22 protein-coding genes are annotated in these 22,479 nt (G+C 41.8%); 12 read left to right on the plus strand and 10 right to left on the minus strand.

Annotated elements, in window-relative coordinates; translation table 11 throughout:
- Positions 1 to 6 precede the first annotated feature (6 nt).
- The 4 genes from rnhA to hisG form a co-directional block, all read right to left on the minus strand.
- Complete coding sequence (rnhA, locus tag BMY21_RS06515; protein WP_074642020.1) at positions 7 to 456, minus strand: ribonuclease HI; 450 nt, start codon at positions 454 to 456, stop codon at positions 7 to 9.
- Positions 456 to 1,115, minus strand: coding sequence for an SGNH/GDSL hydrolase family protein (locus BMY21_RS06520; RefSeq protein ID WP_074642022.1), 660 nt, complete (start codon positions 1,113 to 1,115; stop codon positions 456 to 458). Before BMY21_RS06520 ends, rnhA begins: the two co-directional genes overlap by 1 nt.
- Positions 1,116 to 1,135: 20 nt before the next feature.
- Positions 1,136 to 1,750: an imidazoleglycerol-phosphate dehydratase HisB gene (gene hisB, locus BMY21_RS06525; RefSeq protein ID WP_074642024.1), complete on the minus strand. Its 615-nt coding sequence runs from the start codon at positions 1,748 to 1,750 to the stop codon at positions 1,136 to 1,138.
- 163 nt (positions 1,751 to 1,913) lie between these two features.
- A complete protein-coding gene (gene hisG, locus BMY21_RS06530) occupies positions 1,914 to 2,786 on the minus strand; it encodes an ATP phosphoribosyltransferase (RefSeq protein WP_074642025.1) in 873 nt (290 codons plus the stop codon).
- Positions 2,787 to 2,914: 128 nt separating this feature from the next.
- On the opposite strand from hisG, the gene BMY21_RS06535 reads away from it, so the two are divergent.
- Positions 2,915 to 4,348, plus strand: coding sequence for an HD-GYP domain-containing protein (locus BMY21_RS06535; protein ID WP_074642027.1), 1,434 nt, complete (start codon positions 2,915 to 2,917; stop codon positions 4,346 to 4,348).
- Positions 4,345 to 4,836 carry a DUF456 domain-containing protein gene (locus BMY21_RS06540; RefSeq protein ID WP_083379762.1) on the plus strand — a complete coding sequence of 164 codons (492 nt, stop codon included), beginning with the start codon at positions 4,345 to 4,347 and terminating at the stop codon, positions 4,834 to 4,836. Before BMY21_RS06535 ends, BMY21_RS06540 begins: the two co-directional genes overlap by 4 nt.
- A gap of 64 nt (positions 4,837 to 4,900) precedes the next feature.
- On the opposite strand, the gene BMY21_RS06545 is transcribed toward BMY21_RS06540, so the two are convergent.
- Positions 4,901 to 5,059 carry a rubredoxin gene (locus BMY21_RS06545; RefSeq protein WP_074642029.1) on the minus strand — a complete coding sequence of 53 codons (159 nt, stop codon included), beginning with the start codon at positions 5,057 to 5,059 and terminating at the stop codon, positions 4,901 to 4,903.
- A gap of 177 nt (positions 5,060 to 5,236) precedes the next feature.
- Here BMY21_RS06545 and BMY21_RS06550 point away from each other — a divergent pair, with 177 nt between their 5' ends.
- Both BMY21_RS06550 and BMY21_RS06555 read left to right on the plus strand, forming a co-directional pair.
- Positions 5,237 to 6,880 carry a class I adenylate-forming enzyme family protein gene (locus BMY21_RS06550; RefSeq protein WP_074642030.1) on the plus strand — a complete coding sequence of 548 codons (1,644 nt, stop codon included), beginning with the start codon at positions 5,237 to 5,239 and terminating at the stop codon, positions 6,878 to 6,880.
- A gap of 176 nt (positions 6,881 to 7,056) precedes the next feature.
- Positions 7,057 to 8,439, plus strand: coding sequence for a TrpB-like pyridoxal phosphate-dependent enzyme (locus BMY21_RS06555; RefSeq protein WP_074642032.1), 1,383 nt, complete (start codon positions 7,057 to 7,059; stop codon positions 8,437 to 8,439).
- Here BMY21_RS06555 and BMY21_RS06560 read toward each other — a convergent pair.
- On the minus strand, positions 8,436 to 8,879 hold the full coding sequence (locus BMY21_RS06560) for a type II toxin-antitoxin system VapC family toxin (protein ID WP_074642034.1): 444 nt from the start codon (positions 8,877 to 8,879) through the stop codon (positions 8,436 to 8,438). The genes BMY21_RS06555 and BMY21_RS06560 overlap by 4 nt on opposite strands.
- Positions 8,876 to 9,184, minus strand: a complete 309-nt coding sequence (locus BMY21_RS06565; protein WP_074642035.1) for a type II toxin-antitoxin system Phd/YefM family antitoxin — start codon at positions 9,182 to 9,184, stop codon at positions 8,876 to 8,878. Before BMY21_RS06565 ends, BMY21_RS06560 begins: the two co-directional genes overlap by 4 nt.
- A gap of 152 nt (positions 9,185 to 9,336) precedes the next feature.
- On the opposite strand from BMY21_RS06565, the gene iorA reads away from it, so the two are divergent.
- Positions 9,337 to 11,073 carry an indolepyruvate ferredoxin oxidoreductase subunit alpha gene (gene iorA / locus BMY21_RS06570; RefSeq protein WP_074642037.1) on the plus strand — a complete coding sequence of 579 codons (1,737 nt, stop codon included), beginning with the start codon at positions 9,337 to 9,339 and terminating at the stop codon, positions 11,071 to 11,073.
- A 5-nt stretch (positions 11,074 to 11,078) separates the two neighbouring features.
- The gene (locus BMY21_RS06575; RefSeq protein WP_074642039.1) at positions 11,079 to 11,648 is read left to right on the plus strand and encodes an indolepyruvate oxidoreductase subunit beta; all 570 of its coding nucleotides are present in this window, start codon (positions 11,079 to 11,081) and stop codon (positions 11,646 to 11,648) included.
- Between the two features lie 62 nt (positions 11,649 to 11,710).
- Here BMY21_RS06575 and BMY21_RS06580 read toward each other — a convergent pair whose 3' ends face one another.
- Positions 11,711 to 12,721: a hypothetical protein gene (locus BMY21_RS06580; RefSeq protein ID WP_074642041.1), complete on the minus strand. Its 1,011-nt coding sequence runs from the start codon at positions 12,719 to 12,721 to the stop codon at positions 11,711 to 11,713.
- Between the two features lie 174 nt (positions 12,722 to 12,895).
- Here BMY21_RS06580 and BMY21_RS06585 point away from each other — a divergent pair, with 174 nt between their 5' ends.
- From BMY21_RS06585 to BMY21_RS06595, 3 genes are all read left to right on the plus strand, one after another.
- Complete coding sequence (locus tag BMY21_RS06585; RefSeq protein WP_074642043.1) at positions 12,896 to 14,146, plus strand: SpoIIE family protein phosphatase; 1,251 nt, start codon at positions 12,896 to 12,898, stop codon at positions 14,144 to 14,146.
- A gap of 306 nt (positions 14,147 to 14,452) precedes the next feature.
- Positions 14,453 to 15,763, plus strand: coding sequence for a phenylacetate--CoA ligase family protein (locus tag BMY21_RS06590; protein ID WP_074642045.1), 1,311 nt, complete (start codon positions 14,453 to 14,455; stop codon positions 15,761 to 15,763).
- Between the two features lie 96 nt (positions 15,764 to 15,859).
- A complete protein-coding gene (locus tag BMY21_RS06595) occupies positions 15,860 to 16,291 on the plus strand; it encodes an ACT domain-containing protein (RefSeq protein ID WP_074642046.1) in 432 nt (143 codons plus the stop codon).
- Here BMY21_RS06595 and BMY21_RS06600 read toward each other — a convergent pair.
- Positions 16,288 to 17,403: a DUF362 domain-containing protein gene (locus BMY21_RS06600; protein WP_074642048.1), complete on the minus strand. Its 1,116-nt coding sequence runs from the start codon at positions 17,401 to 17,403 to the stop codon at positions 16,288 to 16,290. The genes BMY21_RS06595 and BMY21_RS06600 overlap by 4 nt on opposite strands.
- A gap of 168 nt (positions 17,404 to 17,571) precedes the next feature.
- On the opposite strand from BMY21_RS06600, the gene fabF reads away from it, so the two are divergent.
- Both fabF and fabV read left to right on the plus strand, forming a co-directional pair.
- Positions 17,572 to 18,828 carry a beta-ketoacyl-ACP synthase II gene (fabF, locus tag BMY21_RS06605; RefSeq protein WP_074642050.1) on the plus strand — a complete coding sequence of 419 codons (1,257 nt, stop codon included), beginning with the start codon at positions 17,572 to 17,574 and terminating at the stop codon, positions 18,826 to 18,828.
- 9 nt (positions 18,829 to 18,837) lie between these two features.
- Complete coding sequence (fabV, locus tag BMY21_RS06610; RefSeq protein ID WP_074642052.1) at positions 18,838 to 20,091, plus strand: enoyl-ACP reductase FabV; 1,254 nt, start codon at positions 18,838 to 18,840, stop codon at positions 20,089 to 20,091.
- A gap of 110 nt (positions 20,092 to 20,201) precedes the next feature.
- Here fabV and BMY21_RS06615 read toward each other — a convergent pair whose 3' ends face one another.
- Positions 20,202 to 21,329 (minus strand): helix-turn-helix transcriptional regulator, encoded by a 1,128-nt coding sequence (locus tag BMY21_RS06615; protein WP_074642054.1) that lies wholly within the window; start codon positions 21,327 to 21,329, stop codon positions 20,202 to 20,204.
- 210 nt (positions 21,330 to 21,539) lie between these two features.
- Between BMY21_RS06615 and pyrB the strand changes: the two genes are divergently transcribed.
- Positions 21,540 to 22,466 carry an aspartate carbamoyltransferase gene (gene pyrB, locus BMY21_RS06620; protein ID WP_074642056.1) on the plus strand — a complete coding sequence of 309 codons (927 nt, stop codon included), beginning with the start codon at positions 21,540 to 21,542 and terminating at the stop codon, positions 22,464 to 22,466.
- The last annotated feature ends 13 nt before the right edge of the window (positions 22,467 to 22,479 follow it).

Consider the following 22,479-nt stretch of genomic DNA (forward strand, 5'->3'; position numbering starts at 1 on the left):
TTCCGGCTATTCGAATTTAGCGATTTCTGACTGACAAAGCTGATCACAGATTTCGTTGTATTCGATTCCTGCATGGCCTTTTACCCAGTTCCAGGTTACATTGAGACCAGCGTTGAGACTGTCGAGCTGTACCCACAGGTCCTGATTTTTTACAGGCTTTTTATCGGCAGTTTTCCAGCCCTTTGCTTTCCAGCTTTTTATCCAGGTTGTGATTCCGTTTTTTACATACTGACTGTCGATGTTTACAGTAACATGGCTGCCTGCAAAATCGGGAGTGTTGTGAACTACGGTGAGAGCTGTAATTGCTGCCATAAGTTCCATGCGGTTGTTTGTTGTCATTTTTTCACCGCCGGAAAGCTGCTTTGCAACTCCGTCTGCAATTACAACAATTCCCCAGCCACCAGGGCCAGGATTTCCGTGGCATCCGCCATCTGTGTATATGGTTATTTCTTTCATTAGAATTCCTTTTTTACTTCTGACAGGAATTTAATCCAGGCATATCCAAGAAGTTTATAGCCATTTTCATTCGGATGAATTCCGTCATAGCACATAAGTTCTTTGTGACCTTCAAAGATTGGCCATGGATCTAAGAACTGCACATTATTTTTATTTACAAAGTCTGCCTGTGCATTTTTATAGGCAAGCTGATTTTTACCGAGTGTTTCTGAGGTGCCGCCAAGGAACTTCAGAATGGCTGCTTCATTGTGGCCCTTTATGATTGTTTTGAACCAGTTGTCGCATACATAAGGAATGAGTCCCATCATAAGAGGGGTAACCTTATTGGCGCGGCAGAGATTTACCATCTGAGAAAGATTGTCCAGATACTCTGTCATTGGAACCTTTTGCACAAAAGTTCCCCAGTCATAGTCGCAGTCGTTTGAACCAAACTCAATTATACAAAAATCTGCTTCACCGCCTTTTTCAAAAAAGTTCTGGAGTTTGAGGAGGCCCTTGCTTGTGATGTTGCCGTATAGTGAACGGTTATCCAGCTCGAATCCAAGTTTTTGCTGTGCCAGGGTAAGTGAATCAATTTCGGCTATGTCAAAGAGTTTTCCAGAACCGGGAATTGTGATTACGCCTTTAAGGATAGAATCGCCGAAGACTACGAGTTTCATGGGGACCTCCTGCGTTTTTATTAAACGATAACGCCCTTTGTGCTTGGGACGGTGCCGCCGCGGCGGGCATCTATTTCTGTTGCGCTGCGAATGGCGCGGCTTACAGCTTTAAAGCAGGCTTCAATTTTGTGGTGATCACTGCGTCCACGGATAACGTCGATGTGTAAGTTGCAGAGTGCAGCATTAGCAAAGCCCTGCCAGAAGTCTTCAAAGCAGTCTGTCTGGAAAGAACCTTCTTTGCCATTCTGTATGCTTACAAGCGGCATACCTGTGAGCTGTGAGTTGCAAACGAGGTAAGGACGTCCGCCAAAATCTACTGCGGCCTGAGCGAGAGTTTCGTCCATAGGGTAAATAAAGAAACCGCTGCGGAAAATACCTGCACAGTCGCCGAGTGCTTTTTTGAAACATTCGCCAAGTACGATTCCTGTATCTTCGATTGTATGGTGCTGGTCTACGTTGAGGTCGCCCTTGATTGTTCCGCTCAGGTCAAAGAGTCCGTGCTTGCAGAAGCTGCGGAGCATGTGGTCGAAAAAGCCGATTGGGTTTTCAACATCGTATTTACCTGTACCGTCGAGGTTCAGGGTGAGTTCAATCTGTGTTTCACCAGTTACGCGTTTTACTGTTGCGGTTCTCATAGTATCCTCCATTTTTAGGTTTCAGGTTTTAGGTGTTAGGTTATAGGGGCGTTGCGGGGATGTGCCCCGCAGAAGGGGTAGCGGAAAACACCGCAGGTGGTTGGAGCGAGGGGGAGACTTCCCCCTCATACCCTAGAACCTAAAACCTAGCACCTTTTACCTTCTAGAGCATTACCTTTCTAAGTTCATATTCAACAATGTCTGTGGCACCGAGGCTCTGGAGCTTTGGCAGGAGAGTTGGTACTTCAGACTTCTTAACTGCAATTTTGATTGCGTAGCCGTTGCCGCCGAAAAGTGGGGAAACGGTTGGGCTCTTCATGCTTGGGATTCCCTTGATGAGGGTGTCGAACTTGTCTTCTGCACAGTTCATTTCGAGCATTACGCGGTTGCGTGCGTTCAAAACTGTTTCGAAGAGCATTTTGAGCTCCATGATTTTCTGCTTCTTTGCAGGATCTTCCATTGCAGCCTTGCTTGCATACATTCTTGTAGAAGATTCCATAAGAGTGTCTACAATCTTGAGGCGGTTTGCTTTGAGTGAAGAACCTGTTGAAGTGTTGTCGATAAGAATCTGTGCGATTGAATCATCTGTGTCCTGAACGAAACCTTCTGAAGTTCCCCAGGTGCGGAAGATTGTTCCGTCGATTTTTTTGTTTTCAACCCATTTGCGGCTCAAAACCTGATATTCTGTTGCAATTGTAACCTGTCCTTTAAGAAGCTTGTCAAAATCGCGTGCTTCAGGAATTGCAGCTACAATGCGTACAGGGTCAAAGCCCAGATCCATAATTTCTACAACGTCGTTTTCTACCTGATTTTCATAAACCCAGTCTTTTCCAGAAAATCCAACATCTGCCTTGTTATTTGCAAGAAGAAGGCTTGTAATCTGTGGCTTTACTACCTGGAATGCGAGGTCTTCCTGATTTGTTGTCGGGAAGTATGTGCGGTCAGGAAGATGGATTGAAATACCTACGTCACTTAAAAGTTCATAAACTGACTCGTAGATGCGGCCTTTAGCCAATAAGATTTTTAGTTTGTCCATTTTCCATTCTCCTGTGTGCGAAGCTTTTTTAGCATCACCACTTTTTTTTAGTATAACTTAAGTATATAGAAGTATTTAGGTTAATTCAAGAATTTGCTAAATCAATACCCACATGTTATACTTTTCTTATGCCGATTACCGAAGAAGACTCATTTTTTACAGAGAATATTGTAAATATCAATAAGAAAATCTATACAATTCTTTTTTGCGCTCTTATAGTTCCTATTACATTTGTTATTCTTACTCATGTAGGTGTATGGTATGTACCAACTCCTTATGCGTTTATGATTTTGATATACACTCTGGTAATGGCTTTTACGTGCTTTATACTGAATAAAACCTGGAATAAAAAGCTTCAGTATGTTTCCATGTACCTTGGACTTTTAGCTATTTCCGGATTTGTGTTCCTACTGGGTATGAAAGGTGTAATTGTTCTTACTATTTCATGGGCTTTTGCTCCGTTTATCAGCTGTCTTTATTATAACCGCAAGCTTACTCGAATCACTACAACTATCAATTTTTTTCTTACAATAATTGCTTACTGGCTTCGTTCTTCGGCTGTAACTCTGGTTCTCAGCGGTGTAAAAACTCAGGAGCGCTGGTTTATAGAAAATGTTCCTGGTGTAATTGTTGAATTTATATTTGTTTTTCTGGTTACTGACTTGCTTTCAAAGAGAACTTATGAAACATTCCGTCGTCTTATGTCTATAAATGTAGATAAAGATGGTGCCTATAAACGCCTGAATGAAAAAACTCTTGAGCAGTTTAATACTAATAAAGAACTTCAGGAAAAGAATGAGTACATTGAAAAGCTGAATAACGAACTAAAATCACGTAACGTAAATCTTAATGAAAATCAGCATAAGATTATTGAATTTGTTGTCGGCAGTTTTGGTGCTTTTGATATATTTGGAGTTACTCATAATTATCATACCGGCAAGTATGTTCAGGAAATCTGTAAGCAGTTGAGGTCAAATGGCTATTATGCGCAGGAGTTAACTGATGCAAAGATAGATGAGTTTATGTTAGCAGCCCTTTTACATGATGCTGGTAAAATCAGGATTCCTCAGGATATTGTAAATAAGTTTGGAAAGTATACTGATGAAGAATATGAAATTATGAAAACTCATCCAATGGAAGGCAGAAAGATTCTTGAAGGTATGCCTCCTATAGATGATGGAACTTTTAATGTAACGGCAAAAGAAATGGCACTTTATCATCATGAAAGATGGGACGGAAGCGGTTATCCATATGGGGTTACCGGAGATACAATTCCTCTTTGTGCACGGATTCTTGGGGCAGCTGATGTTCTTGATGCTCTGATTAGTCCAAGATTATATAAAGAACCTATGTCTATTGCTGATGCTGTTAAGGTTTTTGAAGCGGAGAAGGGTAAAGCTTTTGAACCTTGTATTGCAGATGCGGTAGTGAGTTTTAAAGATGAGATTATCAAAATAGACCGCGACTTTAAAACCTTTGAGGGCGCAAAATTTGATGATGAACTTGCAAGATGGAAAAAATACCATCCTGAATTAAAAAACTTTGGGAAGGCAGGAAAATGAGTACTGGAATTAGTGTAATTTTATGTATTGTTGCAGGAGTTTTACTTCTGGTCGGTTTTTTGGGAACTTTTGTGCCGGTTCTTCCTGGTGCACCGCTTGCCTGGGCAGGGCTGCTGGCGGCTTATTTTTCTGAATACAATTCGATTTCGCTTTTGTGTCTTGTGATAACGGGAATTATTGCGGTTGTTGTTTCAATTGCTGATAATTTCTTCCCGGTTACGATGACTAAGAAATTTGGTGGCAGTAAATATGCTACTACGGGAGCTACAATTGGTCTTATCGTAGGATTCTTTACAGGTCCATGGGGAATTATTCTTGGCCCTTTCTTTGGTGCTTTGATTGGTGAGTTTATTAATAAAGAGGGCAGAAGCGAAGGTGTGTTTAAGGCTGCCTTTGGTGCTTTTATGGGATTTCTGCTTGGTACGGGCCTTAAGATGATTACAGTACTTGGCTTTATCTGGGTATTTGTGATTAGCTTCTTCAGATAAAAAAAAGAGCGTTTCTTTCGAAACGCTCTTTCCCCCTAATTTATATAAATCAAAAGATTTATTCCTATTCAATAATGAACTTGTCTTTTCCAGCACCACATTCAGGACACTTATAATCAGCTGGTACATCAGCCCATGCTGTTCCTGGGGCTACATTATTCTTTGGATCGCCTTCGTCTTTATCGTAAACGTGTCCGCAGTTATCGCATTGCATTCTTTCCATGTCTCCACCTCATCTAACAAGTTTTATATTTATAAATTATAACACTGAATTTCTAAATGTAAAGAAAAAATAGATGAGATTTTCCACTTTTATTTTTCAACTTTATCCTTTATAATTTTCTTTACTATTTATAAAAGATCCTGAATCAAGTTCAGGATGACGTTAGAGGTAAAAACTATGCCAATCACTAAATATCTTGAAAGCAACGCAGAAAAATATGCAAATGACTGCGCGCTTGTAGAATTAAACCCGGAAGTAAAAGACACCCGCCGCATGACCTGGAAGGAATTTGACCTTACCCAGCCGGAGCCTAATCTTCCTTACCGCCGCGAAATCAGCTGGCGCATTTTTAACGAAAAGGCTAACCGTTGTGCTCACTATCTTTTGGAGCGTGGTGTTCGCAAAGGGGACAAAGTAGGTATTCTTCTTATGAACTGCCTTGAGTGGCTTCCTATTTATTTTGGTATTTTGAAGACAGGTGCCCTCGCGGTTCCTCTCAACTTCCGCTATGCATCTGATGAAATTGACTACTGTCTGAACCTTGCAGATATTTCTGTTCTTTTCTTTGGCCCTGAGTTTATCGGCCGTCTTGAAACAATTTCAGAAAAAATCATGAACCGCCGCCTTCTCATTTACGTTGGCGAAGGTCTTACTCCAACTTTCTCAGAAAACTACATTTCATCTGTAATGAACTATTCTTCTGAAAATCTGGACATTGAACTTACAGATGATGATGAAGCTGCAATCTATTTCAGTTCGGGAACAACAGGTTTCCCTAAAGCTATTCTTCATAAGCATCGTGCTCTTATGCACTCTGCCGCAGTTGAGCAGCAGCATCACGGTCAGAAAAAGGATGATGTATTCCTTTGTATTCCACCTCTTTACCACACAGGTGCAAAGATGCACTGGTTTGGTTCTTTGATTTCTGGAAGTAAGGCTGTACTTCTTCGTGGTACAAAACCTGAGACAGTTCTTAAGGCTGTTTCTGATGAACTTTGTACTATTGTATGGCTTCTTGTTCCTTGGGCTCAGGATATTCTCGACAGCCTTGACCGAGGTGACCTTAAGATTTCTGACTTCCATCTTGATCAGTGGCGCCTTATGCACATTGGTGCTCAGCCTGTTCCAAAGAAGCTGATTGAAGACTGGAAAAAATACTTCCCACACCACGACTACGACACAAACTACGGACTTTCAGAAAGTATCGGACCTGGTTGTGTTCACCTGGGAGTTGGCAACGACAACAAAATCGGTGCAATCGGTATTCCTGGCTACGGCTGGAAGGTTAAGATTGTGGACGAGCACCGCAAGGAAGTTAAACAGGGTGATGTAGGCGAACTTGCAGTATTCGGTCCTGGTGTAATGGTTTGCTACTATAAAAACCCTGAAGCTACTGCAGAAGTTATGGATGACGAAGGCTGGCTTTACACAGGTGATATGGCAATGATGGATCCTGATGGATTTATCTACCTTGTAGACCGCAAGAAGGACGTTATCATTACAGGTGGTGAAAACCTTTACCCAGTTCAGATTGAAGACTTCCTTCACAAAATGGAAGCAATTAAGGACGTTGCCGTTATTGGTCTTGCTGATAAGCGTCTTGGAGAAATTGCGGCAGCAATCATCGAAGTAAAGCAGGGCTACACCTGTACTGAAGAAGATGTAAACAACTTCTGTATGGAACTTCCAAAGTACAAGAGACCGCGCAAAATCATTTTTGCACCGGTCCCTCGTAACCCAACCGGCAAAATCGAAAAGCCAAAGCTGCGCGAAATGTACCGCACAGAAGACCCATTCAAGGTTATGCAGGCTGATTCTTAGTAAGAAAACTTATAAAAACAGGGCGGCTTTGTGCCGCCTTTTGTATTTTAAACTGGTGATATTCAAAAAATATTGACAGAAAAAACTTCCTGTTATATATTACAAATTGTTATTTGTTTCTCTAAAAAGAAACACTTTCATTTTTCTCAACAATTTGTGCCAACGGAGGTTATATTATGGCAAAGGAAATTCCTTATAAAATTTATCTTGAAGAATCGGAGATGCCTAAGGCCTGGTATAACGTCCGCGCAGATATGAAAAAGAAACCGGCTCCGCTTTTGAATCCTGAAAATCATAAGCCTTGTACTGCAGAAGAACTGGAAAAGGTTTTCTGTAAGGAGCTGGTGGCCCAGGAACTCAACGAAACTGACGCTTATATCGAAATCCCGGAAGAAATCAGAAACTTCTATAAAATGTACCGCCCGGCACCTCTTGTCCGCGCTTACTGTCTGGAAAAGAAGCTTGGAACTCCGGCTCACATTTACTACAAGTTTGAAGGCAATAATACTTCGGGCAGCCATAAACTGAACTCTGCCATTGCCCAGGCTTACTACGCAAAAAAACAGGGCCTCAAGGGTGTGACAACTGAGACCGGTGCCGGCCAGTGGGGAACAGCCCTTTCTATGGCAAGCTCTTACTTTGGCCTGGACTGCGTAGTGTATATGGTAAAGTGTTCTTATGAGCAGAAGCCTTTCCGCCGCGAAGTAATCCGTACTTATGGGGCAAACGTAACTCCATCTCCTTCTATGAATACTGAGGTTGGTCGCCGCATAAATGCCGAGTTCCCGGGAACTAACGGCTCACTAGGCTGTGCAATTTCCGAGGCCGTTGAACACGCAATGACCCACGAAGGTTACCGCTATGTGCTTGGTTCTGTTTTGAACCAGGTTCTCCTGCACCAGAGTGTGATTGGTCTTGAAACTAAGGCCGCCCTGGACAAGTACGGCGTAAAAGCTGATATCATCATTGGCTGTGCGGGCGGTGGAAGTAACCTCGGCGGTTTGATTTCTCCATTTGCGGGCGAAATGCTCCGTGGAGAGGCTGATTATAAGATTATTGCGGTTGAGCCTGCATCCTGCCCAAGCCTGACCCGCGGTGTTTATGCTTATGACTATTGTGACACAGGTAAGGTTTGCCCTCTTCAGAAAATGTATACTTTAGGAAGCGGCTTTATGCCTTCTGCAAGTCACGCCGGCGGTCTTCGCTACCACGGAATGAGCAGTATTGTAAGTGAACTTTACGACCAGGGGCTTATGGAAGCCCGCTCTGTAGAACAAACTTCGGTTTTCCAGGCCGCAGAAGATTTTGCCCGCATTGAAGGTATTTTGCCGGCTCCGGAAAGCAGCCACGCAATCCGCGTTGCAATTGACGAAGCAATGAAGTGCAAGGAGACCGGCGAGGCAAAGAACATCGTATTCGGTCTTACAGGTACCGGTTATTTTGATATGTATGCATACAAGGCCTTCAACGACGGCGAAATGAGCGACTATATTCCAAGCGACGAAGAAATCAAAAAGGCAACAGATATGATTCCTCGTTTCCCTGGAAATGAATTCTAAGCTTCAAACCAGTTTTCAATCAGCAGGTCGCTGACCTGCTGAATTGCTGAGAAGTGCTTAGTGTTGCGGGTTACCAGAACCATGTGGTTTGCAAGTGCGATGGCGGCAATCATGCTGTCTTCTTTTTGAGTTGGGGCGCCTGTTTTTTCGAGTTTTGCCCTCAAGTCAGCCTGAATTGCAGCGGCCTTTTCCGTAAAATTCTTAATCTTGAAATTTTCATGAACATCATCATTAATGAATTTATCAAGATATTTTTTATTCATTCCTTCTGGCTGCCTGTATAAGCCGTAAAGAATTTCCTGCCAGACAGGGGCGCAGATTGCGCAATCAGAATTATGTTCAGCAATTTTAGAAATCACATTAAAATCTGGCTCCGGTTTTATAATTTCCGAAACTATATTTGAGTCTAAAAGATAATGAGCTTCTTCTTCATAATTCATTCGTCGTCAAACACTCCGTCAAAAACATGGCTCTCATAGGAGTCGGGCGTATGATCCCTCACATCAAAAATCTTATCAATATCCTCGTTGGTAAACATGCCGGCGGTTTTTCTGCGGAATTCTTCTGCAGCTTCAAGAATTGTTCTTTTTGGCTGCTTTGAAATCAGTTTGTTGTAATCATCAAAAGAAAGAATAACGCCCACAGTTTTGTTTCTGCGAGAGATAAAAACCGGGCCCGATTCTTCTGCCTGATGCATAAATAGCGGCAATTTGTTTTTTGCTTCGTACATAGGAACTGTATTCATGATAGCCTCCTTTGCAAGGTTATTATAAATTCAGATAGCTATAGAATCAAGGTTAAATAGCTATATAGACAGGGTAGTCGACTATTTACCATTCTTTAAAATCGCTGTAAAATTACATTCTCACTTAAAAAAATATTTTATAAGGGAATACAATGAAACAACTGATGTTAGGAAATGCCGCAGCTGCGCGTGGTTTGTTTGAAGCGGGCTGTGAAGTTATTTCAAGTTATCCGGGAACTCCAAGTACGGAGATTACTGAAGAAGCAGCAAGATTTAAGGAAATCTATTGTGAATGGGCACCGAATGAAAAGGTTGCTCTTGAGTCGGCTTTTGGTGCGTGTCTGGCTGGACGACGCGCATTCTGTGGTATGAAGCACGTTGGTTTGAACGTTGCTGCCGATCCTCTTTACACAATGAGCTATACTGGCGTTAATGCCGGTCTTGTTATTGGTGTTGCAGATGACCCTGGAATGCATTCTTCTCAGAATGAACAGGACAGCCGCCATCACGCTATTGCATCTAAGGTTCCTATGATTGAGCCAAGTGATGCTGATGAGGCACGCCGCTTTGCCGCTATGGCTTTTGAAATCAGTGAAAAATTTGATACTCCTGTTTTGTACAAGATGTGTACACGCGTTGCTCACAGCCAGAGTATTACTGAGCCAGCTGAACGTGTTGTTCCTGAGCACAAGACTTATGAAAAGAATATCAGCAAGTACGTTATGGCTCCTGCAAATGCTATCCGCCGCCATCCTTTTGTTGAGCAGAGAATGGCTGATCTTGCCAAGTGGAGTGAGACTTCTGGTATTAATAAGATAGAAGATGTTGGTGCTAAAACTGGTATCATCACTTCATCTACAAGCTATCAGTATGTAAAGGAAGTTCTTGGCGATTCAGTAAATATTTTGAAGCTTGGAATGGTAAATCCACTGCCTGGCGATATGATCCGCAAGTTTGCTGAAGGCCTTGAAAAGCTGATTGTTGTTGAAGAGCTTGATCCGGTTATTGAAACTTTTGTTCGTGGACTTGGACTTTCAGTTGAGATTCACGGAAAAGATATGTTCCCAATCTGCGGTGAATTCAGCCAGAATCTTGTAGCTGCTGCATTTGGAAAAGAAGTTCCACAGGGTACAAAACTTGATACTGCAATTCCTGTTCGCCCGCCTATTATGTGTGCAGGTTGTCCACACCGCGGTATGTTCTACGCTTTGAACAAGCTTAAGGTAACTGTATTTGGTGATATCGGATGTTATACTTTGGGTTCAGTTGCACCGCTCAGCGCAATGGATGTTACTCTTTGTATGGGTGCAAGCTTCAGCGGACTTCACGGCTGGAACAAGGCTGGTGGAGCAGAGAATGAAAAGAAATCTGTTGCTGTAATTGGTGACTCAACATTCATGCACTCTGGTATGACAGGTCTTGCAACAATTGCTTATAATCAGTCTAAATCTACAGTAATCGTTCTTGATAACTCAATTACAGGTATGACAGGACATCAGCAGAATCCTACAACAGGAAAGAACCTTTATGGTGATCCTGCAGGCCGCGTAGACCTTGAAGCATTGGCTAAGGCAATGGGAATTAACCGCGTTCGTGTTGTTGATCCATATAACATTGCTGAGTGTGAAGCTGCTGTTAAGGAAGAACTCGAAGTTGAAGAGCCAAGCCTTATTATCAGCCGCCGTCCATGTGCACTGCTCAAAGAAGTTAAGCACAATCCTCCGCTCAAGGTTGATGAAGCAAAATGTAAGAGCTGTAAGATGTGTATGAAGATTGGTTGTCCTGCCATCGCAATGAAGAACGGCAAGGCAAAGATTGATACAACATTATGTGTTGGCTGTGGCGTTTGTTCACAGATGTGTAAGTTCGATGCATTGAAGGCGGAATAATTAATATGGTAAAAAATATAATGATAGTTGGCGTGGGTGGCCAGGGTGCTTTGCTTGCGTCTAAAACTTTGGGACAGGTTCTGCTTGATGCAGGTTATGATGTAAAGGTTAGCGAGGTTCACGGAATGAGCCAGCGCGGTGGTTCGGTTGTAACATATGTTCGTTATGGAGACAAGGTTTATTCACCAATCGTTGATAAGGGTGAGGCTGATTTTATTGTTTCTTTTGAATTGCTTGAGGCTGCACGCTATACAGAATACCTCCGCAAGGGCGGACAGATTGTTGTAAACACTCAGAAGATTGACCCGATGCCTGTAATTACCGGCGCGGCTGAATATCCTGACGACCTGGTTGGAAAAATGACAGCGGCAGGTCTTAAAGTTGATGCTCTGGATTGTCTTACTCTCGCTGAGCAGGCAGGAACTGCAAAGTCTGTAAACATTGTTCTGATGGGACTTCTTTCTAAATATATGGACTTCCCGGAGGACGCATGGCTTGCTGCAATTGAAAAGCTGGTTAAGCCTCAGTTCCTTGAAATGAACAAAAAGGCATTTAAGCTTGGACGAGGCGAATAAAAACAACAAATATTGTTAGTAAAAAAAAGATTTCCGCAAAAAACGGAAATCTTTTTTTTTAACTATTCTTGATTTGTCTGAACTGTATATTCTTCTGGAGTATTCTGGAAATCTATTGAAATATCCTTTTGTAAGTAATCAAAAAGCATGTCAGAGTAGTCTTCTACAAGAGTGCTTATAAAGAAATTTCTATAATATTCTTTTAGGCCATTATCAAAATCTGAGAGATGAATGGTTGCTGATCCTTCTGTATCAGATATTTTTGTTATTGTGTAATGAATCTTTGCTTTACCAAAAACTTCTATAGTTGTTGATGTTGTTTCATTTTGATTTGTAAAGTATAAATCTGCAGTAGACTCCGTAATATTGGTAAGATAAGCTTGATTGTAATTATAGCTCGAAGGTGACATACTTGAAACAGAATAATTAGCCTGAAATGCATAATAATGAGAGTTGAAATATATTATTGGAAAATCCAATGTAAGTGAGTCTCCCTGATTATTGTTTAGGACAGTTGTAGAGCCATAATATTCAAAACTTGAAGACGTATCTAAACTCGTTCCCAAGGTTGGGGGTAAAGAACAGTTATTGTCGTTGTTAGAAAATGCATAATAGTATTTAATGATTTGTTTTGCATAAAGTCTGTATAAACCGCGGAATAGGTTAATATATTCTTCAGTATAGGTATAACCATCAGTTGGGTGTATTATATTAGAAAGATAATCTTCTATTTTAGTAATCAAAATATTATTGCGATAGAATCCTCTGTATGCGAGATAAAGAATCTTATCTTCAGAATTGTATGAGTACTCTAATTTAATGCTCTTTAAATAATTGTCGTTTTGATATGAATAATAATCGACTGTATTATCATCATTAAAAACATATTTTCCATGGGCATAATTTGAAATTCTTGTAATGGATTTTCCTGTGAATTCATCGGTACCAATTCTAGCTGGTAATTGTGCATTAAAATCATTACTTTGTGGTGGTGTACTAATAGTGTGGTTACATCCAGTAAAAAATAAAGCGAATGTTATAAACAATACACTTAAAATAGTTAGTTTTTTCATAAATTTGTCTCCTTTTTATGAAATAAAAATTTTTAATTTAATTCAATTATGCATTATGAAAAGAAAATAGTTAAGGGTTCAATGAGAGTATTAAAGCATGTATAGCAGAAAAATAAATTGCAAATCAAAAGAACTGTGCTATAATTAATGAAAACGTTGTAGGGGAAAACTCTGATGGAAGAAGAAGTTATAGACAGTTCTTTTTTTTCTGAGGATTTAGAAGAAAAAAGTTCAGTAGACGTTAAAAAAACAGGTTTTGAAAATAGTTTTAATGAGAGACAGGTCGGTTCAATTGCAATGGCGATTGAGCCTGTAAGCAGCAGAGCAAGCCTTGATACTGTGCTCGAAATGTTTGAGCAGCAGCCGGATCTAACGGCGGTTCCAATTGAAAAAGATGATGCTGTAATAGGTGTTGTTGAACGAGATGCTCTTGAACGCAGCTCTGGTTCTGGTTTTAAACTATTTGGTTCAAAGACTTGTGGTGATTATGTAAAGGAATGTCCGTTTACCTTAAATTGCAGTGACTTTATTGAAAAGGTTGCGGCTAAGGTAAATGAAACTGCAATCAGTGTTGAAATCAAACATATTATTGTTCTCATAAATAACAGAAGCTTTTATGGCATTGTATCTATTGCCAAAATGAATGCAAAGCTTGAAGAACTTCGTGCTCAGGATCTTGAAAAGGCTGCCGCCATTCAGCAGAATATGCTTAAAAAGAATTCTGATACAAAGAAGTTTCCTTTTGATGTATGTATATGGAACAAAATGGCAAATGCTGTTGGTGGCGATTATTATATTGCTCAGGAGCTTTGTGAAGGCCGATATCTGATTGGAAGTTTTGATGTTTCTGGAAAGAATGTTTCTGCAGCTCTTTTGACAGTTACTCTCGGTTCGATTTTTTCTATGCTTGCAATGCAGGATTGTTCAAAGCTGAATGCGAGTCAGCTTGTTGTAATGCTGGATAACTTCTTAAAAGAAATTGTTCCGGTTGGTAATTTTATTACTGGCGCAATTTGTTGTGTAGATTATAAAGCAAAATCAGTAAACGTATTTAACTGTGGACATACAAATGTTTTTGCATATTTGAAAGATGAAGCAGGAAAAGGCCGTGTTGCTACTCTTGTTCCAACACTTCCTCCGTTTGGAATGGGCGCAGTTGCTGATGCAATTACAGGAGATAAGAAAGGTCCTTATAAGATGCCACTGAAAAACGGTCTTCAGATAGATTTGTATTCAGATGGTTTTACTGATATGCAGAGCGATGATGGTGAGCGTTATGATGAGGCTCGTACAAAGGCATTCTTTGGAGAGTTGTTCAATACTGATGTTTATTCTGCAGAAAAGGCTATCGAAAAAGCTGTAACAGACTGGATTCAGCATTCACTGCTGCCAGATGATATTACAGTTATGAATATCAGATTCTAATAATTTTTTGTTTTAATCTTTACAAGCGGCTCTAAGCGTGGTAATATTCAGTATATGTTAAGAATTACAGGCCTACTTAAGAGCCGCTTCTTTTCCTTTTATTTCTTTTTCGCCTAAGGGCGAACTTCTCTATTTTTTTTGTGCAATGCGTACGATGTGCCGTGCACGGTAATTAATCAATTGCAGTATAAATAACAATATAGATTGCTTCGGTGCTACGCACCTCGCAATGACGTAGCGTCATTGCGTGACGGGAATGCCCGTCATTGCGAACGAAGCGAAACAATCCATTATCAGGAGAATTCTATGAATTTAAAATATTATCAGAAAGAATCAGAATGTATGCCGCTTGAGGAGCTTCGTAAGCTTCAGGGCGAAAGACTGGCTAAAAATTTCCGCCATGTTTATGAGAATGTTGAATATTACAGAAAGCGCTGCGAGGAAGCAGGTGTAACTCCAGACGATATTAAGGGACTCGATGACCTTGATAAGATTCCGTTTACATGTAAGGACGACCTCCGTGCAACTTATCCATATGGACTTTTCGCTGTTCCAATGAGCAAAGTTGTTCGTATTCATGCTTCCTCTGGAACTACTGGTAAGCAGATTGTTGTAGGTTATACAAAAGAAGATCTCGACATTTGGGATGACTGTACAGCACGTCAGCTCGTAGCAATCGGCTGTGATGAAAATGATATTGCACAGAACGCTTACGGCTACGGACTTTTCACTGGTGGCTTTGGTGTTCATGGTGGTGCAACAAAACTTGGTATTCAGGTTATTCCAATTTCATCTGGTAACACACAGCGCCAGATTACTTTTATGCAGGATTTGAAATCTACAATTCTGTTCTGTACTCCAAGCTATGCTGCATACCTTGGCGAAACCCTTAAGGATATGGGACTCACTCCAGATGATATTCATCTTAAGGCTGGTATTTTTGGTGCTGAGCCTTGGACTGAAGAAATGCGCCGCGACATTGAAAAATCTCTCGGTCTTAAGGCTTATGATATTTACGGTCTTACTGAAGTTATGGGACCTGGCGTTGCTTATGAGTGTCAGGAACAGGCTGGTATGCACGTAAACGAAGACCACTTCATTATCGAAACTATTGATCCAAAAACTGGAAAGAGACTTCCAGATGGCGAGAAGGGTGAGCTTGTATTCACAGCAATCACAAAGCAGGCATTCCCATTGATGCGCTTCCGTACAAAGGATATCGGCGTTTTGAACCGTGCTCCTTGTGCCTGCGGACGTACTTTCGTTCGTATGAGTAAGCCTATGGGACGTACAGACGATATGCTTATTATCCGTGGTGTAAACGTATTCCCAAGTCAGATTGAGGGTGTTCTCATGCAGAACGGTTACCCTGCAAACTACGAGATTCATGTTGGCCGCGTAAACAACACTGATACATTCGAAATTAAGGTTGAGATGACAGCTGAGAAGTTCAGCGACGTTGTTTCTGAAATCAATAAGCAGGAAAAGCAGCTTGAGAGTGCACTCTTGAGTGTTCTTCAGATTAAGGCTAAGGTTACATTGGTGGCACCGAAGTCTATCGCAAGAAGTGAAGGTAAGGCTAAGCGTGTAATTGATACACGTAAGCTTCATGATTAACGGCGGGGCGTTGCGGGGTGTCCCCGCTAGAAGGGGTAGCGAGCAACGCAAGTGCGAGCGAGGGGAAGGCTTTCCCCTACATAAGGAGAATAAACTATGACTATTAACCAGATTTCAATTTTTATCGAAAACAGAAAGAATGCGCTGTCGGAGCTTACTAACGTTCTGGCAACTCATAATATTAATATTCGTGCTATCAGCCTTGCAGATACTAACGACTTTGGAATTGCACGTATTATTGTAGAAAACGTAGAGCAGGTTATGGGGGCGCTTGAGCGTTCTCACTATATCGTAAAATCTACTCCGGTAATTGCCGTTGAGATTCCGGATGAGGCTGGAAGTTTGAATAAGATTCTTAAGATTCTTGCTGATAACGGACGCAACGTTGAATATATGTACGGCTTTACTGGACGTAAGTCTGGTTCGGCTTATATGATTATCCGCTGTACTGATGTTCCTGAAACTGAAAAGGTTTGTGAGCAGAACGGTATCAGAATGATTGGTCAGGACGAACTGGCAAATATCTAAAAGCGCTTAAGTTTTATTGCGTCGGCCGGGCAGATTTCGTGGCAGCAGAAGCAGTGCAGACATTTTTGTTTGTCGTTCAGCTGGGCGGAATCGTCCGGCCCATTCATTTTTATGAGGTGTGCCGGGCAAATCTGTTCGCAGCGTCCGCATTTTTTACACTTGCGGGCATTAAAACGCGGTGTTTTTGTGAGAAGTGGAGTTGCAATAAGGTTGAGCCAGCGAGGCATCATTTTCTGTAGTGTTTCGCTTGGTTCTTTTACTATTTTGAAGGTTGTACAGCGGCAAGTGTCTTCTGAGGCTCCTGCTGTTTTTATTTCTTTTTCTGATTTGAGCCAGAGGCTGCGTTTTAGGGCATCTTCGAGATTTGCAATGAGATGAGGATTATAGCCTACGAGTTCCGAACATTTCCAGTCCAGGGCTAAAATATTGTCCGAGGCGGCGAGGAACCCAAGATTTATCGGGTCTCCACCACCAGGTCCGCCGGGCCCTTCCATTCCCACTATTGCATCCATAATTGCATACTGAGGTTTTGCAGCAATATTGAGGTCTGTAAGAAAAGCTGCAAAATCAGCTTTGTTGGAAAAACGGTAGTGCTGTTCTGCTTTTTCAAGTCCTATCATAAGCCCGAAAAGATTTTTCATTGCGCCGGTATAAGCCATAAGCTGATGGCTTTTTAGCTTTGCAACTGAAACTATAATATCGGCTTCGAGAAATTGTTTTGCAAAATTAAGGCTTTTTACTATTTTACCGTCTTGACAGGCTGCTACGGCGGGCGTCTTAAAATCAGCCCATTCTCCGCCATTGATGACAACCTGATCGTACATGCCGGTAACCTTTGCGGCCATTGTAGAATTAGCTATAGCAGGGGATTCCCCGGCAATTACGCGGGCAGCGCCGAGATCTTTAAAAGCCTGGACCACAGCACCAACTACAACCGGATGCGTACACACTGCAAGGTCCGGAGACTTTGGATAAAGAATATTCGGTTTTAGAAGAACTGTTTTGCCACGGACATCTGGAGGCGGAACAAGTTCAAACATCACATGAATACATTCGAGAACCTTATCAAAATCATATTCCGCGCATCTTTGCAGCGCCACAGTTGTGGTCATATGTTAATTATAGGCTCATATTGTAAATAAAGACAAGATAAATCTCCTTTTGAATTATTGGGGGATTTATCTTGACATTATTGACAAAAATGTCAAAGAAATGTACTGTTTTATTATCTCATCTTATATGCTATACTAATTCATCTTTTTTATTTTTTGAGGTATTAAATGGCACAACGCAGAGTTGTTGTAACAGGATTGGGTTGCGTTTCTTCTGTTGGAAACGATGTAAAAACTGCATGGGAAAATGTAAAGAACGGAAAAAGTGGAATTACAAAAATCACACTTTTTGATGCTTCTAAACATCAGGTGCAGATTGCAGGTGAAGTTAAAGATTTTGATATAAATAATTATGGTGTAGACCGCAAACTGGCTCGCAAGATGAGCCGCATGAGCAAGTTCCTGTTGGGTGCAAGTATTGAAGCTGCTGCAGATGCTGGACTTACTGCTGATAATCTTAAAGATGAAAAAGCGGGTATTGTAACTGGCGTTGGTATTGGTCTTTCTGATGACTTGGAAACTGCTTATAAAAAATATCTGGATCCTGCAAGTGGTGTAGACCGCATTCCACCTTTAACAGCTCCTTTTGTTTTGAATAACGAAGCTTCTGCCGGTGTTGCAATGCACTTTCAGATTTACGGTCCTTCATGGACTTTGTCTACAGCTTGTGCTTCTGGAACTGATGCTCTTGGACTTTCACTTGATATGATTCGCAGCGGCCGTCTCGACGTTTGTTTTGCTGGCGGTGTTGATGCTAATATTACAGGTTTTAATATCGGCTGTTATCAGGCACTTTCTGCTTTGACAAGAAGTTTTAATGATGAGCCGGAAAAGGCAAGCCGTCCATTCGATAAGAACCGCAGCGGTTTTGTAATGGCTGAAGGTTCTGCTGTTTTAATTCTTGAAGAGTATGAGCACGCAAAGGCTCGCGGTGCTAAGATTTATGCTGAAGTTGCTGGTTACGGTGCAAGTTCTGATGCTTACCACATTACTGCTCCTCGTGAGGATGGAAGCGGTGGTGCTCTTGCCATGAAGCGTGCTTTTGAAGATGCCGGCATGAAGCCATCTGATATTCAGTACTACAATGCTCATGGAACTTCTACTTCTGCAAATGATACTGCAGAAACTTTGATGATTAAGAGCGTGTTCGGCGACGATGCAAAGAAGCTCCACATCTCTTCTACTAAGAGTGAGATTGGCCACATGGTTGGTTCAGCTGGTTCTATTGAAGCAATTATGTGTATCAAGGCAATGGAAGATAATTTTGTTCCGCCGACAATCAACCTGGACGAGCCGGACTTAGAGCATGGCTGCGACCTGGACTACACACCAAACAAAGGCGTGTCTTGTGAAATCAATGCAACTGCCAGCTGTTCACTCGGCTTTGGCGGTCATAACGGATGTATTATATTAAAGAAGATATAGAGGTAAATTATGATAATCAAACCAATGGTTCGTTCTAACATGTGTCTTAACGCTCATCCTCTTGGATGCGCTAAGGAAGTTGAAAATCAGATTGCTTATGTAAAAGCACAGAAGGCTAAGCGCGGAACAAAGAGCTTGAAAGAGGGCGGAAACGGTCCTAAGTTCGTTCTTGTTTTGGGATGTTCTACAGGTTACGGACTTGCTTCACGCATCTCTGCAGCTTTCGAATACGGTGCAGATACTATCGGTGTTTCTTTTGAAAAGGCCGGAACAGAGACTAAGGGTGGAACTCCAGGCTGGTATAACAACCTCGCATTCGACCGCGCTGCTAAGGCAGAAGGCTTGTTTACAGAGACTTTCTCTGCAGATGCTTTCAGTCACGAAACACGCAAAATGATTATTGATGAAGCAAAGAAGGCTGGAAAGAAGTTCGACCTTATCGTATACAGTTTGGCTTCACCGGTGCGCAGCGACCCGGATAAGATTGACCCTAACAGCGAAACTGGTGCTCACGTACTTTATAAATCAGTTATTAAACCAATTGGTAAAACATACGCAGGTCTTGGAATCGATATTCTTACAGACACTCTTAAAGAGTCTGCTGCTGAACCTGCAAATGACGAAGAAATTGCAAACACTGTAAAAGTAATGGGTGGCGAAGACTGGCAGCTTTGGATTGACCAGCTTGCTGCCGCTGGTGTTCTTGCAGAAGGTTGCCGTACAGTTGCTTATTCGTACATCGGACCAGAGTTGAGCCACGCTATTTACCGCGACGGAACTATTGGGCAGGCTAAAAAGCACCTTGAAGCTACTGCCCATGCTTTAAATGAGAAGCTTTCTAAGGAACTCGGTGGTGCTGCTTACGTTTCTGTAAACAAGGGACTCGTAACTCGTTCTTCTGCTGTTATCCCTATCATTTCACTTTACCTTTCTATCCTTTTCAAGGTTATGAAGGAAAAGGGAACTCACGAAGGCTGTATCGAACAGATGGAGCGTCTCTTTGCTGAGCGCCTTTACACTGGTGATAATGCATCTGCTGGTAAAGTTCCAGTTGATGAAGAAAACCGCATCCGTGTTGATGACTGGGAAATGCAGGCAGATGTTCAGGCTGAAGTTGATAAGCTGATGGCTAAAGTAAACAACGACAATATTAAGGAAATCTGTGACCTTGTTGGTTACAAGCACGATTTCTACGCAACAAACGGTTTCGATGTAGAAGGAATCGACTACACAGCTGACGTTGCCAGAATGGATCAGATTTAATTCACACGTCATAACGTGAATATATACGTCATTGCGAGGAGTGCAACGACGAAGCAATCTCTTTAATGGATTGCCACGTCGCTATCGCTCCTCGCAATGATGTTTTTTTTTTACAACACTTTTTTCAAAGCGTCTTCGCCGCACCAGTTTTTGATTTTTTCTTCAAGTTCTTTAATGCGGCGGTCGGCATCTTCTTTTGTGTAGAGCTTCATATTAAGAAGTCCCTTTTCATCGTAGCAGGCAAGAAGGTCTTCCCGTTCGAGCTCGGCTGCACAGAAATCAACATAATCCAGAATCAGCTTTTTAACTTCTGCGAAATCCTTGCGGGCAGCGTCGTCGGCACCTGTCTTGAGTTCTGCACAAATCTTAAAGGCATACAAATCTTTTACAAAGCCCTGGCAGTATGGCTTCATTGTCGGATCCTTGCAGACTGCAAAAATGATGTTCAATGCCCATTCACAATAGGCTGGAGTGCTTTCTGTTTTATTCCAGAAATAGGTCTCGGCAGAATATACAAACTCCTTGTTGAAAGGAAGACAAAGCGACTGCGAGTTATTATGCTGTGCCTTGAGCTGGGCTTCTATGCCGTTTTCAAAACCTTCGAGCTTGGCAAGAATACTTTCGCGCAGCATATTTGAATTTGCACTCGGAAGCTTTGCAATATGTTCGCGGGCCTTTTCATATTCCTTTCTTTGTATATAAAGCCAGGAAAGGGCAAAGTGAGTCTTTTCAACACAGTTGCTGTCTTTGCAGTATCTGATTACCTGAACTGATTTCTTCAGGGCTTCATCAAAATATTTATCAAAGGTTTCGTTCATACCCTTTTTGTATTCGCCGAAGTTTTCTATGTTACGGCTGAGGTTTGCAACACTCTGAACAAAGTTCGTATAGATTTCAAAGTTCAGAGGATTTGCCTCACATTCAGAAAGAAGATATTCGCAGGATTCAAGCGCACCCTTTCTTTTATCAATCTGACTGCGAAGTTCGCGGAATTTTTCATGCACCTTTGCTGCTGCAAGATCATCGTAATTTCCCTGCTCAAGTCCAAAAATCGCATCAGTTGAGATATTAAGGACTTTTGCAAGTGGAACAATCTGTGCTGTATCTGGCAATCCTGCGTCACTTTCCCATTTGCTGACCGCTTGAGATGTTACAAACAACTGTCCTGCCAGTTCTTCCTGAGTAAGACCAAGCTGCTTTCTGTAATATTTGATGTTGCTTCCAATTGAGTTTTTCATTTTTTTATCTCCTTAGGGGCACTTATCTTTTGAGTGCCTTTAATTCCGCGCGGTAATTGTATACTATCAGAAGATGGTGAAAAATCCTAACAATTTATTTTTGGAAAACTCTCAACGTAGAGTTGGATAATCAGTAAACATGCATGGAAATATTATTGTAACATTCCCCGTTTTTTGATAATATCTAAGAAAATTTATACGGAGTAACCAATGCTAACTGGTCGTCATTTAATTCAGCCGGATGATCTTTCGGTTTCTGAAATCGAAGAAATTTGTTCTTTGGCTGAACAGATTATTGTTGATCCTAAATCATTTCAAGACGTGTGTCGCGGGAAAATTCTTGCGACACTTTTTTTTGAGCCGAGTACTAGAACCCGACTTTCTTTCGAAGCTGCTATGCTCAGACTTGGCGGTTCAGTTGAAGGCTTTTCTGATGCCGACAATACTTCGACAGTAAAGGGAGAAACTCTTGCCGACACAATCCGCGTAGTTTCAAGCTATGCAGATGTAATTGCAATGCGTACTCCAAAAGAGGGGGCTGCTCTGCTCGCAAGTAAGTATTCTGCCTGCCCGATTATCAATGCTGGCGACGGTGGACACTATCACCCGACACAAACCCTTACCGACCTTGTAACAATCCGTCAGTTGCTTGGTGGCCTTGAAAATCATACAGTCGGCTTCTGCGGCGACCTTAAGTTTGGACGTACAGTTCACTCACTTGCCGAAGCACTCCGTCACTTTAAGGGAAATAAATACATCTTCATCAGTCCAAAGGAGCTCAGCGTTCCGGACTATCTGATTACAAACGTTCTTGAGCCGGCCGGCGTTCAGTATGAAATTGTTGAGAGCCTCGACGCCGTAATCGACCAGCTCGACGTGCTTTACATGACCCGCGTTCAAAAGGAGCGCTTCTTCAACGAACAGGATTATATCCGTCTTAAGGACAGCTACATTCTTGATTCAGAGAAAATGAAGCTTGCACGCAAGAATATGATCGTTCTTCATCCACTTCCTCGTGTAAACGAAATTACACCAGAAGTTGATAACGACCCACGTGCCGCTTACTTTAAGCAGGTTAAGTACGGTATGTACGCAAGAATGGCTTTGATTGCGAAGATAACTGGAGCTATTGATTAAGGAGGAGGGGAAA

This window comes from Treponema bryantii (assembly GCF_900111035.1).
Lineage (GTDB): Bacteria > Spirochaetota > Spirochaetia > Treponematales > Treponemataceae > Treponema_D > Treponema_D bryantii_C.

What these genes read in the sequence shown, in the direction of transcription:
- hisG (WP_074642025.1), bottom strand. Translation starts at nt 2,786, where the DNA reads ATGGACAAACTAAAAATCTTATTGGCTAAAGGCCGCATCTACGAGTCA.
- rnhA (WP_074642020.1), bottom strand. Translation starts at nt 456, where the DNA reads ATGAAAGAAATAACCATATACACAGATGGCGGATGCCACGGAAATCCT.
- BMY21_RS06575 (WP_074642039.1), top strand. Translation starts at nt 11,079, where the DNA reads ATGGTAAAAAATATAATGATAGTTGGCGTGGGTGGCCAGGGTGCTTTG.
- fabF (WP_074642050.1), top strand. Translation starts at nt 17,572, where the DNA reads ATGGCACAACGCAGAGTTGTTGTAACAGGATTGGGTTGCGTTTCTTCT.
- hisB (WP_074642024.1), bottom strand. Translation starts at nt 1,750, where the DNA reads ATGAGAACCGCAACAGTAAAACGCGTAACTGGTGAAACACAGATTGAA.
- BMY21_RS06555 (WP_074642032.1), top strand. Translation starts at nt 7,057, where the DNA reads ATGGCAAAGGAAATTCCTTATAAAATTTATCTTGAAGAATCGGAGATG.
- BMY21_RS06600 (WP_074642048.1), bottom strand. Translation starts at nt 17,403, where the DNA reads ATGACCACAACTGTGGCGCTGCAAAGATGCGCGGAATATGATTTTGAT.
- BMY21_RS06565 (WP_074642035.1), bottom strand. Translation starts at nt 9,184, where the DNA reads ATGAATACAGTTCCTATGTACGAAGCAAAAAACAAATTGCCGCTATTT.
- BMY21_RS06550 (WP_074642030.1), top strand. Translation starts at nt 5,237, where the DNA reads ATGCCAATCACTAAATATCTTGAAAGCAACGCAGAAAAATATGCAAAT.
- BMY21_RS06615 (WP_074642054.1), bottom strand. Translation starts at nt 21,329, where the DNA reads ATGAAAAACTCAATTGGAAGCAACATCAAATATTACAGAAAGCAGCTT.
- pyrB (WP_074642056.1), top strand. Translation starts at nt 21,540, where the DNA reads ATGCTAACTGGTCGTCATTTAATTCAGCCGGATGATCTTTCGGTTTCT.
- iorA (WP_074642037.1), top strand. Translation starts at nt 9,337, where the DNA reads ATGAAACAACTGATGTTAGGAAATGCCGCAGCTGCGCGTGGTTTGTTT.
- fabV (WP_074642052.1), top strand. Translation starts at nt 18,838, where the DNA reads ATGATAATCAAACCAATGGTTCGTTCTAACATGTGTCTTAACGCTCAT.
- BMY21_RS06585 (WP_074642043.1), top strand. Translation starts at nt 12,896, where the DNA reads ATGGAAGAAGAAGTTATAGACAGTTCTTTTTTTTCTGAGGATTTAGAA.
- BMY21_RS06580 (WP_074642041.1), bottom strand. Translation starts at nt 12,721, where the DNA reads ATGAAAAAACTAACTATTTTAAGTGTATTGTTTATAACATTCGCTTTA.
- BMY21_RS06560 (WP_074642034.1), bottom strand. Translation starts at nt 8,879, where the DNA reads ATGAATTATGAAGAAGAAGCTCATTATCTTTTAGACTCAAATATAGTT.
- BMY21_RS06540 (WP_083379762.1), top strand. Translation starts at nt 4,345, where the DNA reads ATGAGTACTGGAATTAGTGTAATTTTATGTATTGTTGCAGGAGTTTTA.
- BMY21_RS06520 (WP_074642022.1), bottom strand. Translation starts at nt 1,115, where the DNA reads ATGAAACTCGTAGTCTTCGGCGATTCTATCCTTAAAGGCGTAATCACA.
- BMY21_RS06590 (WP_074642045.1), top strand. Translation starts at nt 14,453, where the DNA reads ATGAATTTAAAATATTATCAGAAAGAATCAGAATGTATGCCGCTTGAG.
- BMY21_RS06545 (WP_074642029.1), bottom strand. Translation starts at nt 5,059, where the DNA reads ATGGAAAGAATGCAATGCGATAACTGCGGACACGTTTACGATAAAGAC.
- BMY21_RS06595 (WP_074642046.1), top strand. Translation starts at nt 15,860, where the DNA reads ATGACTATTAACCAGATTTCAATTTTTATCGAAAACAGAAAGAATGCG.
- BMY21_RS06535 (WP_074642027.1), top strand. Translation starts at nt 2,915, where the DNA reads ATGCCGATTACCGAAGAAGACTCATTTTTTACAGAGAATATTGTAAAT.